Origin of the sequence: Rhodopseudomonas palustris (assembly GCF_003591005.1) — a bacterium.
GTDB lineage: Bacteria > Pseudomonadota > Alphaproteobacteria > Rhizobiales > Xanthobacteraceae > Rhodopseudomonas > Rhodopseudomonas palustris_K.
On the sequence record NZ_QYYD01000011.1, the window covers coordinates 103,430 to 119,858 of the forward strand.

Here is a 16,429-nt window from a genome sequence, read left to right on the forward strand (position 1 = left end):
GCGACAGCGAGCGCGGACCGCGTGGCAATATCCAAGATCATCAGCGAGTGTCTCGATACACTGCTGCATCCGTCGGCGCGGTTCGATGCGCTGGCGAGTGCGCGGCATCGTGCCTTCATCGCGCCGCGTCTTCTGGGCAGCCTCGCGGCGCTCGCCGCGTTTCCCGTGTATCTCGTGGTGCGCGGCGCGCCGAGCGCGCTCGAAGCGCTCGCGTTCGTCTGGCTGATCGCGCCGATCCTGCTGTCCTGGTTCCTGTCGCGCACCGGGCGCTACGAAAGCGCGCATGTGCTGTCGTCGCTGTCACTCGCCAGCCTAGTGATGGTGATCGCGGCGTTGACCGGCGGTATCGAATCCTTCGCGGCGATCTGGCTGGTATTGGTGCCGCTCGAAGCCGCGCTGTCGGCGTCCCGCCGCGTCGTCGGCTTTGCCACCGCGCTGGCGCTGAGTTGCGCCACGGTGCTGATCGCCGCCGGACAAATCGGCTGGCTGCCGGCGCCCGATGTCGCCGATCTCTCGCATGGCGCCGTGATGGCGATCAGCGTCGCCGCTGCCACGCTGTATGCGGCCGGGCTGGCGTTCGGCGCCGAATCGCTGGCCCGCACCAGCGATACGCTGCTGAGCGTCGAGGAAGAACGCTACCGGTTGCTGGCGCTGCATATGAGCGACGTGATCTCGCGCCACGCCCGCAGCGGCGACGTACAGTTCATCTCGCCCGCGGTTGAAGCGCTGATCGGTCAGCCGGCGCAGCGGCTGCTCGGGCACGGCTTGTTCGATCGCGTGCACGTGGCCGACCGGCCGGCCTATCTGAAGGCATTGTCCGACGCCGCGCGCGGCGAAGCTCGCAGCGTCGAGTTCCGCGTCCGCCGCGACGTGCCCCGCGACGACCGCGGTCGGCCGGTGGCGTCGGAATTCGTCTGGCTCGAGATGCGCTGCAGGCCGTTCGAAGCCGGTGCGGCGGCGAAGCCTGGCGACAACGGCGTGGTCGCAGTGATGCGCGACGTCACCGACCGCAAGCTGCAGGAGGAGGCCCTCGAACAGGCGCGCGCCGAGGCGATCCGCGCCGACGCCGCGAAGGCGCGCTTCCTCGCGACCATGAGCCACGAGCTGCGCACACCGCTCAACGCGATCATCGGCTTCTCGGACATGATCCTGCACGAGGACGAACTGATGCTGGCGCCGGAGCGGCGCAAGGAATACGCGCAGCTGATCAACGATTCCGGTCAGCATTTGCTGTCGGTCGTCAACGGCATCCTCGATATGTCGAAGATGGAGTCGGGCAATTTCGAGATTGCGCCGGAGCCGTTCGCACCGCGACCGGCGCTGCTGAACTGCTGCAATCTGCTGGCGCTGAAAGCCCGCGAAAACGGCATTGATCTGGTGACGCGCGCGCCGGAGAACCTGCCCGAAATCGTCGGCGACCCGCGGGCGTTCAAGCAGATCCTGCTCAATCTGGTGTCGAACGCCATCAAGTTCACCGAGCGCGGCGGCGTCGTGTCGGTCGAAGCGGTGGTCGAGGGGGCGCGGCTGGTGCTGCGCGTCAGCGATACCGGGGTCGGGATCGCGGCCGAGGATCTCAAGCGGCTCGGCGATCCGTTCTTCCAGGCCGGCACGATCTATCAGCGTCGCCACGAAGGCACCGGTCTCGGCCTGTCGATCGTCAAAAGCCTGGTCGGCCTGCATGGCGGCACTATCGAGGTGAGCAGCGAAGTCGACCGCGGCACCATCGTGACGGTGTCGCTGCCGCTGGCGCAGCCGATCATCAGCAACGTGACCACGCTAGCGCCGGTTCAGCCGGCCGGACCGAAACTGCAGGACTATCAGGTGAAGAAGAGTGCCTAAAAGACGGAAGGACGACGAAGCGCCGCGCCGTCGCGGTGCAGCTGTGGCAGCCGTCGCGGACAGCGACGAACGCGGCTTCGCGATGCGGCTGCTAATGAGCAGTCCGCGCGACGTCGTCGCCGGGATGTTCGCCTCCGCGGCGGTGGTGGCGATCATCACCAACGCGATCTTCATGCAAGCGGGCCAGCATCCGTCGCCGATGTTCGGCCGCAGCGCCGCGTCCGCCTCCATCTCGGTGGTGACGCTGCCGCGTCCGCGGCCGGCGGAGCCGCGCCAGGAAAGCAAGACGCTGGATCCCGCGCTGCTCGAGCCGAGTCCGACCGAACTGAAGCCGTCCGAGTCCAAAACCGCCGACGCCAAGCCGACCGAGTCCCGCGCGGCCGAGCCGAAGCACGTCGACAGCAAGCCCGACACTCGCCGTGTCGATCGCACCCGCACGGCCGATGCCGACGCCGGCGATCCGCTCGGCAGCCTGGTTCAGCGCACCACCCAGCCGCGCGCCGCGGCGCCGGCGCCCGCGGCGGCTTCGTCGACCGCATCGAATGCGCCGCGCCCTCCGGCGGCAATTCCAGCTGCGGCGTCGCGTGACCAGGTCGGCGATATGATCAGCTCGTCGCGCCGCATTGCCGCCGTGCAGCGCGCACTGACGGAGTATGGCTACGGCCAGCTCAAGCCGACCGGAAATGTCGGCTCCGACACCCAGGCCGCGATCCAGCGCTTCGAGCGCGCCCGGCGGATGCCGGTCACCGGGCAGGTCTCGGACCGGCTGGTGCGGGAGCTCGGTATGGTGACCGGGCGAGCGATCGACTAGCGCTGTGCCGCGCTTCGGCCTAAACCTCACGCCATGCGACTGAAAAGCTCGATCTGGGTATCCGCCTATCTGCGCCGCTGCCAAAGCGAGGGCGTGTTCGGCGCGGTGAGCCGGCGTGGCGCCGAAGAGGCCGGCGCGGTGTTCGTCAAAGTGGTGCTGCCCGACCGCACGGCGATGCTTTACGCACCGGCGCCGCAGACCGCCTACGATGACAGCCGTCCGTTCGAGCGGGTGTTCGCGCCGGTGTCGCCGCAGCCGCAGGCTGAGGCCGCGGTGGACGAGCGACTCGCCAAGGAGATCCGGTTCGATCCGGATGTCTGGATCATCGAAACCGAAGATCGCGCCGGCCGACACTTCCTGGATCTGGCCAAGCAGGGCTGACGGACGGAAGTGGATCGGTTCAGTTCTGATGCAGAACGAGCCGTGAGCTTTGCTGCCACAAGCACAACCTCATGGTGAGGAGGCGCGAAGCGCCGTCTCGAACCATGGCTGCTGGTCCAGCGTGGCCCCAGCCTTCGAGACGCCCGGCTTCGCCGTGCTCCTCAGAGCCTGGCCGAAAATGCGGCCTTTAAAATTAGGCACTTTCCTATCCGCGCGTCATGCCCGGCCTTGTGCCGGGCATCCACGCCTTGCTGAAGGAAATGCTGCAAAGGCGTGGATGGCCGGGACAAGCCCGGCCATGACGGAGTTTGTGAGCAAATTAGCGGACCGCAAAGTGTGGCTGATATGTCGACTTTAGTTTTGAGTCAGGCTCTCAGGATGAAGACTCAGTACAGCGCGGATAGCGCGGATTGTGAATCCCGGGTTGCGCTGGGCTTACGAGCGTCAGCGGCTGGTGCCGGTGCGCGAGGGCAGGGTGCCGGGCTGAGCTGCCGGGCGGGCGCTGTGGGACGTGCCGGCGCGGGCGCGGTGGCGCTCGTCGTCGTGCAGCAGCGCGCGATACTTGGCGCGGGCGTTTGCGACGGTGGCGCCGCGCCAGGCCGCGATCATCACCAGCGCAGTGCGCTCGTCGAGCCGGTCGTACAGGCGCGACAGCCGGTACACCCAATCGACCGAGCTGCCGTGCTCCGGATCGAGGAACATCAGCACCTGTTCGAACACCGCGCCGCTCATGCCGAGCGCCTTCAGGGCGCAGGCCAGCGGCTCGCCACCGGGGTCGCGTACGACGCGATCGGCCGTCGCCGTGGCCAGGATCAGCGCGTCGCCCAGTTCGGCGGTGAAGTTCTCGGCATCCTGCGCGTAGGCCGCCATGTGCAGCGTCTCGATCGCCCGCTTGGCGCGCGGCGCGGGAATCCGCACAGCAGGACGAAGCGGCGCCTCGGCGAGATTGTGCAGGATCAGGGCGCGCTCACGCGGCGCGGCGGCGAAAAACATGTCGCTGATCTGCGCCGCATCGTCGGGCTGCATTGGCAGCGCGGCGACACGCTGCTCGGCCTCGGTCGCCGGACGCGCCGGGCGGTCAGCCGGTGTTGCCGCGTGGGTAGCGATCGTCGCGGCCTGAGCTGGTTGCTGCTCGGCCGCGCTACGAAGAGCGAGCCGCCGCGCGATGGCATCCGGCGTGTGCGGGTAGATCGACAGACGGGCGCGCACGGCGGCCAAGGTCGCGTCGTCAACCTCGTCGATCAGCCGCGATGTCAGCTCGACGAACTGCTGCTCTTCCTCTCGCGTGTGAGCGGCGCTCTGCACGTAGAGATCGGTCAGCACGCGCAGCAACGTCGGACGAATGTCGATGCCCTCGCGGCGCGAGAGCGACATCAGGCCGTCGAATCCTGGGAATGGTGCTGACTGGGTCATGACGTCGCAAATGAGGGCAACTACGCGGAATCTAGCCCAGCCTGTTTAATGCCGCGTTAAGCAAAACGCTTTGTTAATCAGCATCATCCGAGCAGGCGTTGACGCGGCGAGCGAACCGCCGCGTCCTCATCGCGAACGTTGAGAATTACTTCGCGCCGCTGACCGTGCGGATGACGCTGTTGATCGGCCGCGCATTGCTGGCGGTCGGCTGCTGCGCGGGCTGCACCTGCGCGTCGTATTCCGGCAGCGTCGTCACACGATCCTTGGCGGTAATGAACACCACCTTGTAGCCGCCGGCCTTGAGCTGGGAGAGCAGTTCGGGCAGCGCCTGTGCGGTCGACTTCTGGAAGTCGTGCATCAGGATGATGCCTTTGCCGGCCTTCTTCAGCTTGGTCATCACGCCGCTGATCAGCTGCTCCGGCTTGTGGATGCGGAAGTCCTCGGAGTCGATGTCGATCGAGAACGTCGCAATGTTGCGTTCGCCGAGATAGGCCTTCAGCTCCGGCGTCTGGCGCAACTGCGGGAAGCGAAAGAACGGCGAGGTCGGCTGGCCGGCGGCCAGCACGGTGCCGCTGATGCCCTTCTCGATCTCGGTCTTGGCCTCGGCGAACGGCTTGATCGCCAGATTGACGTGCGACCAGGTGTGCGAGCCGACAGTGTGGCCGGCGGCCACGACCTGCTTGAGAATCGCCGGATGCCAGCTCGAATGCTTGCCGATCGGGAAGAACACCGCCTTGACGCACTCGTTGGCGAGAGCAGTCAGCACCGCCGGCGTGTTCACCGGCCAAGGGCCGTCGTCGAACGTCAGCGCGACTTCGCCCGGCTCCAGGAAGTCGTAGTCGCGATACTGAGACAGACCGAGGCCCGGCCCGCCGGTGGTATCGATCTCGACGGTGCGCGAGATGCCGAGCGCATTGGGATTATTGCAAGCCTGCTGCGCCGGTCCGGGGACGGGCGCCGGCGCCGGCATCGTGGCGGGCTCCTTGGCGACGACCGGCTGGATCGGCGGCGCCGGCGACTTCGGCGCTTCTGAAGCGGGTGTCGGCCAGCGCGTTGCGATCGCTCCGGTGGTGAGCTCGGCGGATGCGGCCGCGGTCGGCGCGCTCGGAGCCGAGAAATAGGCGCGACCCGCGCCGAGGCCGACCAGAACGGCCAGCGCACTGCAGCCGGCCGTCAACACCGCAACCCTACGCATACTCAACTCCCGAACATGATTGCCGCCAACCAGCGTCAACTTGCTCGCGAAATGGTTAAGCCGGGGTTTTTATTGTCGCTCAGCGACGTGCTTTTGTTCGTTTTCGCGGTGACTTCGGCGCTTTGACACGTGCGGAGCGGGCCGAAGGCTTCGTCGCAGCGGGGCGTTCGGCGGTGTCGCCGGGCTGCGCGGAGGCGTAGGACTGCCGCAAAGTATCAAGGCTGCTGCCGATTTCCGCGACCTGATCGGACAGCTTCTTGGTCTCGTTGCGTTGCGCGGTGATCAGTTGCTCCAAGGTGCGGAGCTGATCCTGCACCGCCTGCAACTGATCGATCGACTCCTGCTGAGACATTTCGAGGCCCTTGGCCTTTTCCATGATCTGTTCGGACGTCTGTGCGACGCGGACCTGTATCTGCCGGCCGGCGGCGACGCGGTCAGTCTCCGGCGTCATGCCGGTGGCCACTCGCCACAAGAAGATCGCGCCGATGCCGGAAACGATCAGGACCAATGCAGCCGCAGTGATCGCAATCGGCTGGGCTCCGATCGTGGACAACGCACGCGACCGGAAGTCTGACGGTGGAATCTCGGTCATGGACGTCTAAAGCCTCGCGTCCGCGTGAAGTTCCCGCCCCACAGGGAACAAATAGCATTTCGCGCGCGGCAGTTGCAACTGCCCATTCCGGCGACATTAACAACGCATTAACCATAACGCGACTTAATGGCCCTGCATCACACCAAATCAGGAAGGGCTGTGAGAGGTCGATATGGGCACCATCCTTGAATTCCCGGCAGACGCGTCGGCGCGGCGGTCGGGCTCAACCATGGTCCCGCCCCCGGGCCACCGCGCGACAGTGGTGATCCTTCCGGTCGTGCGGATCGAGCGTCATGCTCCCTCGCAGGACGGCCGCGGACCGGAGCAGGGCGATACGCCGCCGCGCCGTCGCCGTCGCCGCGCCCGGTCCTGAACTGACCGAAGCGATGGGTGCGACTCGTCACGATACCCTGATCGGTGGCGATCGCGTCCTGCGTGCAGCAACGATGCTCGCGGCACTCTGTGTGACACTCGGCGGCTGCGCGGGCGGTGATTTCGGCCGGACCCGTGGGGACTTCGTCACCGACGACATGCACCGCTGGATCGGCATCGAGGCGACCGGCAGCGTCGGCGCCCGGCCGTCGGATTTCCAACTCACCGACGACGAGCGCACGCTGCGCGACATGGCCTATCCGCTGATCGAGCCGCCGCGCTCGCGGCCGGCGTGGAAGACCGTGTTCGGCGACTACCAGCCGATCGCCGCGCCGTGGCGGCAATCGCCGCCGTTCGACCGCAGCGCCTACGGCAAGATGCTGGTCGACGAGCCGCATCGCTCGCACGCCTCGCGCTACGCCGCGCTGAACGAAGACATCCGCAACGACCTCACCCGCTTCGAGCCGTTCAAGTTCACCGCGATGCGCGTCGTGGAGATGGACCGCAAGCGCGCGGCGGCGCTGAAATACGTCTCGGATCTGTCGCCCCGCGAACGCGCCGACGCGATCGGCCGGATGGAAGAGAACGCCCTGATCATTCAATGGGTGCAGCAATGCCTGCACCAGCGCGCCTCATCCTATCGCTGGGCGCTGGAGCGCCTGGTGATCATGGCGCCCGATGGGGTCGCGGCCGACGCCGATCGCCTGATCGCGGAGTTGGAAGTGCAGGCCGCGAACCTCGCGCTTCCGGCGGGGCCGGCGCGGGGGCATGTGCTGGTGTCGAAGGGGTAACGAGAGCGCACTGCGCGCGTTCTCCTCACACGAGCGTCAGCGCGCGTTGACGCAAGCACTCTCCGAGCGGCGAAGCGCTCATGAAATCGACTACATATCAACGCGTCATGCCCGGGCTTGTCCCGGGCATCCACGCCTTTGCAGTGGCGGCCTTCAGGAAAAGGCGTGGATGGCCGGGACAAGCCCGGCCATGACGGAGGCGGAGTTGTTAGTTAGGCGTGCCGGAGGGAGGGGCGGCGAAGACGCGCAAGGCCGTGTCGGCGCAAAGTCATAACAACGTAGTTCGTGTTCCGGCGGCCGTGGGCACGCTTCGCTTTGCCCACCCTACGACTAAGGCGATCATGACTTCGCTACCGGCTCCGGCTGCACCTTGCAGAATTCAGCGCCGCGCGGGCCTGGCTCATCATGCCGGGCTCCGACGCCAGCGCCTTCATCACGATCAGGCCGGTCGTCGTCGGCGAGTCGATGATCAGGCGGTCGGCGGCGGTGACGTCTTCGTCTTCCGGCAGATTGCCGTGCTGCTCGGCGGTCATCAGGTCGAGCTCGATCACCTTGCGACCGGCGGAACGATCGTTGATCGCATAGTAAGCGATCTCGCTGCGGGTGTAGAACGACACCGCGGTGTAGGCCGGGCTGACCGGCACCGTCAGCTTCAGCGGTCCGTTCGACAGATCGTAGCGGCAGACGGCGACCGCGAAGGCTGGATCGAGAAACGGCAGCGGTGCATTAGCGGGCGAGATCTCGGGAAGCTGCGAAACCTGGTTGACCTGGGTCAGCGGCATCAGCCGCGCATAGGCGTCCTGGCTGGCTATTCGCGGCAGCGCCAGAACGCTGACCAGATGCACGATGCCGCCCAGCACGAGTCCGGCGATGATCGTGGCGAGAAAACGGATCATGGGCAGCCGACCGTGGTGATCGCCGGCATCGGCGCGTCGCGCTGGGTGCGGGTGGCGACACCGACCGGGGTGTCGTACAGCCGCAGCATCAGGATGTAGCGATCGACGCCGCCGGTCGGCAGCCAATTGCCGGCGCGCGACCGCGCGGCAACGCGGATCTTGAATTCGCCGTCGGCGGAGCGGACGATTTCCTGGCTGGTGAAGCCGTAGCGCTCCACGCTGTTGGCGATCAGCGCGCCGCGCGGATCGTACAGCGTCAGCGTCCAGAACCGCGCCGGCGGCGTGACGCCGCTGACCTCGACGTCGCAGCGGCCGTCGAGCGCGCGCTTGTTGTCATCGGCGGTCGCAATGAAGGCGATGCCGTCGCCGGCGCCGATCGGCAGTTCGCCGCTGCGTGCGATCGAGGCGCGGGCATAGGGATCGATCTCGGCGGTGCCGGCGCGTGGCCGCGCGGTCCAGGCGCCGATCGTCAGCGTGCCGAAATCGGTGCCGCGGGTCGCCGTCATCCAGGTGGCGCCGACGCCGACGCCCGCGGCGATGATCAGCGCCAGCAAAGTGAAGAAGATCAGGCGCACGTTGCACTCGTCCTTGCGCTTGCCGCGGCCGTCAATTCTTGCGCGGCGCCGTCGCCGGCGCGCCATCGGTGGCCGAGGCGAAGCTGTCCGGATAGCCGACGGAGTTCGACGACACCGGCTTGCCGGGCTCGGCCTTGTCCATCTCCTTGGCGGCGTCGTCGAGCATTTTCTCGACCCGTACCAGGATGTCGGCGCCCTTTCGTGTCAAGACAGGCGGTGGCGCAGGCTTGTTATCGTCGTCGGATGCGCGGGCATTGGCCTGGGCCGGCGAGGCTGGCAGCTTGGTGCCCATGCCGACGCCGGCGAGTTCTTTCACCTCGACGCCCTGATGCGCCACCAGCATGATGTCGTGCCAGGTCTGCGCCGGCAGCGAACCGCCGGTCATGCGGTTGGTCGGCGAGTAGTCGTCGTTGCCATACCACACCGCGCAGCTGAAGTTGCCGGTGTAGCCGACGAACCAGGCGTCGCGATAGGCGTTGGTGGTACCGGTCTTGCCCGCGGTCGGAATGCCGTCGAGCGCGGCGCGGCGCGCGGTGCCCTCGCTGACCACGTGGCTCATCATGCCGGCCATGTCGGCCGCGACCGAAGCCGGAATTGCCTGCTTCTGCTTCGGGCCGTCGCGATCGAACCGCCACACCAGATCGCCGGCGCCGGTGCGGACTTCGAGCACGGCATGCGGCGTCGGCGCCTTGCCCTTGTTGGGGAAGGTCGCATAGGCGACGGCGTGTTCCAGCACGGTCACTTCGGTCGAGCCGATCGGCAGCGATGGCGTGTCGATCAGCGGCGCCTTGATGCCGAAGCGGCGCGCGACCTCGATGATCTTGGCGCGGCCGGCTTTCGGCCCGGCCTTGCCGCCGAGCGTGATCGACAGCTTCACCGGCACGACGTTGATCGAGCGGGTGATCGCCTGGGTCAGCGTCACCGAGCCGGAATAAGAGTGGCCGTAATTCTGCGGGCACCAATTGCCGATGCACACCGGACCATCGACCACGATCGAGGTCGGCTTGAAGCCGTTGAGCAGCGCGGTCGTGTACACATAGGGCTTGAATGACGAGCCGGGTTGGCGAAGGGCGTCGACCGCGCGGTTGAACTGGCTGGAGCCGTAGTCGCGGCCCCCGACCATCGCGCGCACGCCGCCGTCGAGATCCGACACCACGGTCGCCGCTTGCGTTGCATGATAATCGCGGCCGAACTGGCGGAGCTGGTTTTCGATCGCGCCTTCGGCGGCGCGCTGCACGTTCATGTCGATCGTGGTACGGACCACGAAGACTCGCTCGGTGTAGGACTTCGGAAACGTGTCGACGACCTTGCGGACTTCGTCGAACGCCCAGTCGAGATAGTAATTCGGCGAATTCTCGTCACGGCGGTCAACCACCGAAGCTGGATTGCGTCGGGCACCGAACACCTGACCTTCGGTCATGAACCCGGCGTCGACCAGATTGTCGAGCACGACGTTGGCGCGGGCGCGCGCGGCGGGCAGGTTGATGTGCGGGGCGAACTTGGTCGGCGCCTTGAACAGGCCGGCCAGCATCGCAGCCTCGGCGAGGTTCACGTCGCGCACCGACTTGTTGAAGTAGAAATGCGCCGCGCCGTCGGCGCCGAAGGTGCCGCCGCCCATATAGGCGCGGTCGAGATACAGCTTGAGGATCTCGTTCTTGCTCAACCGGGTCTCCAGCCAGATCGCCAGGAACGCCTCGTTGACCTTGCGCTCGAGCGTGCGCTCGTTCGACAGGAACAGATTCTTGGCGAGCTGCTGGGTGATCGACGAGCCGCCCTGGCGCACGCCGCCGGCCTGCGCGTTGGTCACCAGCGCGCGGGCGGTGCCGGCGACGTCGATGCCGAAATGGTCGTAGAAGCGGCGGTCTTCGGTGGCGAGCGTCGCCTTGATCAGGTTGTCGGGGAAGTCTTCGAGCGGAATCGAATCGTTATGCTTGATGCCGCGGCTGCCGATCGGGTTGCCGTAACGGTCGAGGAACGTCACCGCGAGGTCGGACTTCTTCAGCCAGTCCTCGTCGGTGGTCTCGCGGAACGCCGGCTGGGCCAGCGCCAGCAGCACGAGCAGGCCGCCGGCGCCCATGGTGGCGGCTTCCGACAGCGGCTCGATGAACACCCAGCGCTTCCAGTGACCGACATAGAACCGGTCCATGAAGGTGGCGAAGCGTTCCCACAATTCGCGAATGCCGGCCGCGGAGGAGAACAGCGTCGAGTCGAGCCGGGCGTCGAGGTCCAGAAACCAGTTCCGGATGCGCTGCATGAAGTTGTCTGGCAGAATCTTCGGCACCGGGTTTCGACCAATCACGTATGACGCCGGGCCGGCGCCTCAATCTGTCTTGCGGCAGGGTTGCGGCAAACCGAAGGCGCTTGAAGCCGTTCTGGAGAATCCTCGTTCTTGTAGCCGAGAGCCGGCCATAAACCAATGGTCGCGCAGGGATTTTTCAGCAAAGCGGCGGCCCGGCCACAGCTTTCAGACCAGCCACCCGGGCTAACCGCTTGCGCCGTCGGCGTTACTCCCCCTAGAACCATTTTTTGACAGCACGGAAGCACCCCGACCGGCATGACCGCAGCCCGCAAGAAGATCTCCGACCAGGACGGTTTCTTCTGGAAAACCAAAACCTTGGAAGAGATGTCCGCGGCCGAATGGGAGAGCCTGTGCGACGGCTGCGCGCGCTGCTGCCTGGAGAAACTCGAAGACGAGGAGACCGGGCGGATCTACTTTACCCATGTCGGCTGCCGGTTGCTCGATGGGCAGGCGTGCGCGTGTCACGACTACGCGAACCGGTCGGAGCGGGTGCCGGACTGCGTGCGGCTGACGCCGCAGACCGTGCGCGAGTTGACCTGGCTGCCGCCGAGCTGCGGCTACAAGCTGGTAGCCGAGGGGCGCGACCTGTACTGGTGGCATCCGCTGATCTCGGGTGATCCGAACACCGTGCACGACGCCGGCGTCTCGGTGCGCGGCCGCGTCGAGGCGAGCGAGACCGAGATTTCGGTCGAGCAACTCGAAGATCACATCGTGTCCTGGCCGGCCTTGCTGCCGAAACGGGCGAAGCTGAAGAAGCGGCCGACGTAACGGCGGCGCCCGCGCCGGCGCCCTCCGGCGGCTGGAAGGACCATAATGACTGCCTTGATCATTCTTGCTGTAGCCGGGTTGTGGGCCGGGATGCAGAACACGCTCGCGGGCGGCGGCTCGTTCGTCACACTGCCGGCGCTGCTGCTGACCGGGCTGTCGCCGCTGGCGGCCAACATCACTTCGACGGTCGCGCTGTTTCCCGGACAAATGGCTTCAGGGTTCGCGGGTCGCTCGATGGTGCTCGGCGTCGGGCGGCTGTCGTTTCGCTGGCTGATCGTCATCAGCCTCGTCGGCGGCGCCGTCGGCGCATTGCTGCTGCTGATCACGCCGCCCACGATCTTTGCCAAGATGATTCCGTGGCTGGTGCTGTTCGCCACCGGGGTGTTCGCATGGGGCAGCTTCGTCCGCACCGCACGAGCGGAGCCGGCCAAGATCAATGTCGGGATGCTCGGCGCCATTCAGTTCGTGATCGCGATCTATGGCGGTTACTTCGGCGGCGGCATCGGCTTTCTGATGATGGCGGCCCTGTCGGTCGCCGGCATGCACGCGCGCAACGCCGGGGCCACCAAGAACGCGCTCGCTGCGGCGATGAATGCGTCCGCGGTTGCGATGTTCGCGCTGTCACCGGAGGTGCAATGGGTGGAGGCCGGCGTGCTCGCTGTGTCATCCACGGTCGGCTATCTGGCCGGCGTCTGGGTGCTGCGTCGCATCAACGAGAAGGCGCTGCGCATCGGCGTCGTCATCCTCGGCGTCGCGCTGACGATCGGGCTGTTCTGGCGGCAATTATCATAACCCAATTGGCCGCTTGCGCGGTCGGTGCCGATCGCGCTGATACCGCGCTTCCGCTCAGCGGCGCGATGCAAACCGCTCGCGCTTCAGATGTTACTTGCCGAATTTCCGCGCTGCATGCTATGAAGCAGCATTGATACTATTCATTCGTTAGTCTTGCGTGCACGCCAGGTCGTCCAGCCGATTGCAAAGGGGCAATGGACATGACCGATTCAACAATCACGATTTCGTCTGCTGCGGCATCGCCGGTCGATCCGCGGTCTGATCGCGGCGACACTCGCGTCCCATCGCAGCCGGAGGAGGGGATCGCCCTCTGCCTATCCGGCGGCGGCTACCGCGCCATGGTGTTTCACATCGGCGCGCTGTGGCGGTTGTACGAGACCGGCTATCTGCGGAAGCTGAAACGGATCTCCAGCGTCTCGGGCGGATCGATCACCGCCGGTCTGCTGGGCTTGAAATGGCGCGACCTGAGCTTCGCGGCCGGTTCGACTTCGACAGAGTTCGTGCCGAAGGTCGTAGCGCCGCTGCGTGCCTTCGCAAGTACCACGATCGACGTCGGTGCGATTCTGCGGGGGGTACTCCCCGGCACGTCAGTCGGCGACGAGATCGCCAAGGCTTATGACCGCGGATTGTTCGACGGCGCAACACTGCAGAACTTGCCGGATTCGCCGCGTTTCGTGATCAACGCGACCAGCGTGCAGTCCGGCGCGCTGTGGCGTTTTTCCAAGCCGTATATGCGCGACTATCGGGTTGGCGAAGTGAGGCAGCCCAGGGTCGAACTGGCCAAGGCGGTGGCGGCCTCGTCGGCGTTCCCGCCGATGCTGTCGCCGTTCCAGCTGTCGCTTGATCCGGCGGACTTCGTGCCGAACACCGGCGACGACCTGCAGCGCCCGCCTTATACCAGCCGGGCTGTGCTTACCGATGGCGGCGTCTACGATAATCTCGGGCTGGAGACGGCGTGGAAGCGCTACACTACAATTCTAGTCAGCGACGCCGGCGGTCAGATGGCGCCGGAGGAAGCGCCGAAGACGGACTGGGCGCGGCATGCGTATCGCGTGCTCAACCTAGTCGACAATCAGGTCCGCGCGCTACGCAAGCGGCAGGTGATCGATTCGTTCGAGGCGAAGATCCGAAGCGGCACCTATTGGGGCATCCGCACCGATATCGCCGACTATGGGATCGGTCCGGACGCGCTCGACTGCCCACACGACCGCACCATGAAGCTCGCCGAGATTGCGACCCGGCTCGCAGCCCTCGACGATGTGACCCAGGATCGGTTGATCAATTGGGGTTACGCCGTGTGCGATGCTGCACTGCGCCGCTGGGTCGATCCGACGCTGACGAGACCGCTGGATTTCCCCTATCCGCACGCCAAGGTGTGAGCGGAGCCGAGTGCAGGATTGTACCATAGGCAGCGTACAAGGCTGCGTACAAGGCAGCGTACAGGCTGCCGGAAGGAGCGCGCATGGTCGACGACGGCGTGTCCGGCAAGAAATCATGGCCGTATTCCCAGGACGGGCGACCGACGCAGTTTCCACTGCCGAAGGATCTGCTCGAGACGATCCTGTTGGGCCCCGCCGACGACCGCCGCGTGCTGCAGGACTCGCCTCTGCTCGGCGATGTCTGGGCCGCCTATGCGCTCGATCCCGGCAATACGCAGGACGTACTGATCACTCCGCATCGTGCCGCAACGGCTGCGGACGTCGCCAATCTGATTCCCGACGGCCGCGATATCTGGGACGCGACGCGTAACACCTTGGGGCTGCCCAGGCCGATACCGCGAGAGAAAACGTTCGAATACGATCCCAGCACAGATACCAGGACAGAAGAGCTTCCGAGCGCCAAGGTCGCCTATCTGCAAGGACTGGTGGCGGCTGAACTGTATTTCGACGAAGTGCTTTGCATCCTGGTGCCGTTGACGCAATGGTGGCGGCTGCCGCAGGTCAGGGACCGCATCGAACAGTTGCAGCCGCGGGTGCCGCAACTACGCGAGCTGCTGCTGTCGCCGAGCTCGACGTTCGTAAGGACGGACCAGCAGAGCTACAACGACTACTCATCCTTGGAACGCTACGTTGCCCTGGCGGGCCTGATCTTCTGGATCGGTCGGCTCCAACGGCCCTCCGCTCCAGCGACCGCACCGGCCAAAGCAGGTCGGCAGCCTGCCTTGCCGCCGTTGCCGCCGCCGCTGACTGCAGACCAGACCGTTGCGTTGTACATGCCCCATGTCGACGAAATCATCGCCGGAATGATCGAACTATACGGGATTGTTCAGAGCAACCATGACAGGTTGTTCGCGAAGCTGCGCAATCAAGACGACGCGGATGCATATCGCGACGGCGAGCAGGAAGGCTTCATCTTTCAGGTTTCGCTCAACCGCAAGGCGACGACCGCGCTCGATCGCTCGGTACCGTCGGTGAAGGGCGACGCGGCGGCGTCCCTGTTCAAGGTCAAGTGCAACAAGATCGTGTGGGCGGTGATCGATTCCGGGATCGACCGCACCCATCCGGCGTTCGACGTCGACGACCCCGGTCTGGACGCCGCCGCCGATGCCAGAACGCCGGACTCGCGGATCATCAAAACGTTCGATTTTACCCGCATCCGCGAGATCATCAGCAGCCGCGCCCGCGATCTCGCCCCGGCCGATGTTGCAGCCATTGCCAACGCGGTCGGACTGACCGACGAAAAGGTTGCCGGCTATCTCGACGAGATCGCCCGCGACTTCCGCGACAAGCGGCCGATCAACTGGGCCAAAGTCGAGAAGCTGATCACCTTGAAGAACATCCCCGAGCCGGCCAATCCGCACGGCACCCACGTCGCCGGGATTATCGGCGCGAACGGCAATGCGTTTCGAAACGCCAAGCTCCGGGAAGATAAACTGAAGGAAGCGGCCGACTCGCAAGCGCAGGGCGTTGCGGCGGCCGCCACGACGACGAGGCCGAAAACGAAGATCATCAGCTACGACGGGATGTGCCCGGACATCCGGCTGTACGACTTCCGCGTGCTGAGCAAATCCGACGACAACACGGAATTTGCGGTGATTTCCGCGCTCCAATACATCCGCTACGTCAATGAGCGGCACAATTTCATCAACATCCACGGCGTCAATCTGAGCCTGTCGATCCCGCACGACGTCCGCAATTTCGCTTGCGGCCGCACGCCGGTGTGCAACGAGTGCGAACGGCTGGTCGAAAGCGGAGTGGTCGTCGTCGCCGCCGCCGGCAATCGCGGCTTTCAGAAATACGAGACGGCGCAGGGGCCGGTCGAGAACTACGCCGCCTTCAGTATTACCGATCCCGGCAACAGCGAAAGCGTCATCACCGTCGGCTCGACGCATGGCAACTGGCCGCACACCTACGGCGTTAGTTTCTTCTCCAGCCGCGGCCCGACCGGCGACGGCCGGCTGAAGCCCGATCTGGTGGCACCGGGCGAACGCGTGCAGTCGACCGTGAAGGACAAACAGTGGGCGCCGGAGTCCGGCACCAGCATGGCGGCGCCGCATGTCAGCGGGGCGGCCGCGATGCTGCTGGCGCGCTACGACGAATTGGTCGGCCAGCCGCGGCGCGTCAAACAAATCCTGTGCGACAGCGCCACCGATCTCGGACGCGAGCGAAGTTTCCAGGGGCACGGCATGCTCGACGTGCTGCGCGCGCTGCAGTCGATCTGATCGCACCGCGGTTGCCGGACCGGGCGACGCCGCCCTGCGAGATG

15 protein-coding genes are annotated in these 16,429 nt (G+C 65.9%); 9 read left to right on the forward strand and 6 right to left on the reverse strand.

Going from position 1 to position 16,429, the window contains the following annotated elements; genetic code table 11:
* Positions 1 to 21: 21 nt before the first annotated feature.
* From D4Q52_RS12450 to D4Q52_RS12460, 3 genes are read left to right on the forward strand one after another with little or no spacing between them, the layout of a single operon-like run.
* Complete coding sequence (locus D4Q52_RS12450; RefSeq protein ID WP_119856883.1) at positions 22 to 1,839, forward strand: sensor histidine kinase; 1,818 nt, start codon at positions 22 to 24, stop codon at positions 1,837 to 1,839.
* Complete coding sequence (locus D4Q52_RS12455) at positions 1,832 to 2,650, forward strand: peptidoglycan-binding domain-containing protein (RefSeq protein WP_234831170.1); 819 nt, start codon at positions 1,832 to 1,834, stop codon at positions 2,648 to 2,650. The genes D4Q52_RS12450 and D4Q52_RS12455 overlap by 8 nt, the downstream gene beginning before the upstream one ends.
* A gap of 33 nt (positions 2,651 to 2,683) precedes the next feature.
* Positions 2,684 to 3,031, forward strand: a complete 348-nt coding sequence (locus D4Q52_RS12460) for a DUF1491 family protein (protein ID WP_119856884.1) — start codon at positions 2,684 to 2,686, stop codon at positions 3,029 to 3,031.
* Between the two features lie 444 nt (positions 3,032 to 3,475).
* Here D4Q52_RS12460 and D4Q52_RS12465 read toward each other — a convergent pair whose 3' ends face one another.
* The 3 genes from D4Q52_RS12465 to D4Q52_RS12475 all read right to left on the reverse strand — a co-directional run bounded on the left by D4Q52_RS12465 (position 3,476) and on the right by D4Q52_RS12475 (position 6,231).
* Entirely contained in the window at positions 3,476 to 4,444 is a 969-nt protein-coding gene (locus D4Q52_RS12465; RefSeq protein WP_119856885.1) for a DUF2336 domain-containing protein, read from the reverse strand.
* 145 nt (positions 4,445 to 4,589) lie between these two features.
* On the reverse strand, positions 4,590 to 5,639 hold the full coding sequence (locus D4Q52_RS12470) for a polysaccharide deacetylase family protein (protein WP_119856886.1): 1,050 nt from the start codon (positions 5,637 to 5,639) through the stop codon (positions 4,590 to 4,592).
* A gap of 79 nt (positions 5,640 to 5,718) precedes the next feature.
* On the reverse strand, positions 5,719 to 6,231 hold the full coding sequence (locus tag D4Q52_RS12475) for a hypothetical protein (RefSeq protein WP_119856887.1): 513 nt from the start codon (positions 6,229 to 6,231) through the stop codon (positions 5,719 to 5,721).
* Positions 6,232 to 6,403: 172 nt separating this feature from the next.
* Here D4Q52_RS12475 and D4Q52_RS26750 point away from each other — a divergent pair, with 172 nt between their 5' ends.
* Together D4Q52_RS26750 and D4Q52_RS12485 are read left to right on the forward strand one after the other, a co-directional pair.
* Positions 6,404 to 6,604 (forward strand): hypothetical protein, encoded by a 201-nt coding sequence (locus D4Q52_RS26750; RefSeq protein ID WP_119856888.1) that lies wholly within the window; start codon positions 6,404 to 6,406, stop codon positions 6,602 to 6,604.
* 13 nt (positions 6,605 to 6,617) lie between these two features.
* Positions 6,618 to 7,394, forward strand: a complete 777-nt coding sequence (locus tag D4Q52_RS12485; protein WP_182915297.1) for a hypothetical protein — start codon at positions 6,618 to 6,620, stop codon at positions 7,392 to 7,394.
* Positions 7,395 to 7,744: 350 nt separating this feature from the next.
* Here D4Q52_RS12485 and D4Q52_RS12490 read toward each other — a convergent pair whose 3' ends face one another.
* The 3 genes from D4Q52_RS12490 to D4Q52_RS12500 are packed head-to-tail and all read right to left on the reverse strand — an operon-like array spanning position 7,745 to position 11,146.
* Complete coding sequence (locus D4Q52_RS12490) at positions 7,745 to 8,290, reverse strand: DUF1254 domain-containing protein (protein ID WP_119856890.1); 546 nt, start codon at positions 8,288 to 8,290, stop codon at positions 7,745 to 7,747.
* Positions 8,287 to 8,865, reverse strand: coding sequence for a DUF1214 domain-containing protein (locus tag D4Q52_RS12495; RefSeq protein WP_119856963.1), 579 nt, complete (start codon positions 8,863 to 8,865; stop codon positions 8,287 to 8,289). The genes D4Q52_RS12490 and D4Q52_RS12495 overlap by 4 nt, the downstream gene beginning before the upstream one ends.
* Positions 8,866 to 8,896: 31 nt before the next feature.
* Positions 8,897 to 11,146: a transglycosylase domain-containing protein gene (locus D4Q52_RS12500; protein ID WP_119856891.1), complete on the reverse strand. Its 2,250-nt coding sequence runs from the start codon at positions 11,144 to 11,146 to the stop codon at positions 8,897 to 8,899.
* Positions 11,147 to 11,419: 273 nt separating this feature from the next.
* Between D4Q52_RS12500 and D4Q52_RS12505 the strand changes: the two genes are divergently transcribed.
* The 4 genes from D4Q52_RS12505 (at position 11,420) to D4Q52_RS12520 (ending at position 16,385) form a co-directional block, all read left to right on the forward strand.
* Positions 11,420 to 11,932, forward strand: coding sequence for a YcgN family cysteine cluster protein (locus D4Q52_RS12505; RefSeq protein ID WP_119856892.1), 513 nt, complete (start codon positions 11,420 to 11,422; stop codon positions 11,930 to 11,932).
* Positions 11,933 to 11,977: 45 nt separating this feature from the next.
* On the forward strand, positions 11,978 to 12,724 hold the full coding sequence (locus D4Q52_RS12510; RefSeq protein ID WP_119856893.1) for a sulfite exporter TauE/SafE family protein: 747 nt from the start codon (positions 11,978 to 11,980) through the stop codon (positions 12,722 to 12,724).
* 200 nt (positions 12,725 to 12,924) lie between these two features.
* A complete protein-coding gene (locus tag D4Q52_RS12515; RefSeq protein ID WP_119856964.1) occupies positions 12,925 to 14,103 on the forward strand; it encodes a patatin-like phospholipase family protein in 1,179 nt (392 codons plus the stop codon).
* An 83-nt stretch (positions 14,104 to 14,186) separates the two neighbouring features.
* Complete coding sequence (locus D4Q52_RS12520; RefSeq protein WP_119856894.1) at positions 14,187 to 16,385, forward strand: S8 family peptidase; 2,199 nt, start codon at positions 14,187 to 14,189, stop codon at positions 16,383 to 16,385.
* Positions 16,386 to 16,429 lie beyond the last annotated feature (44 nt).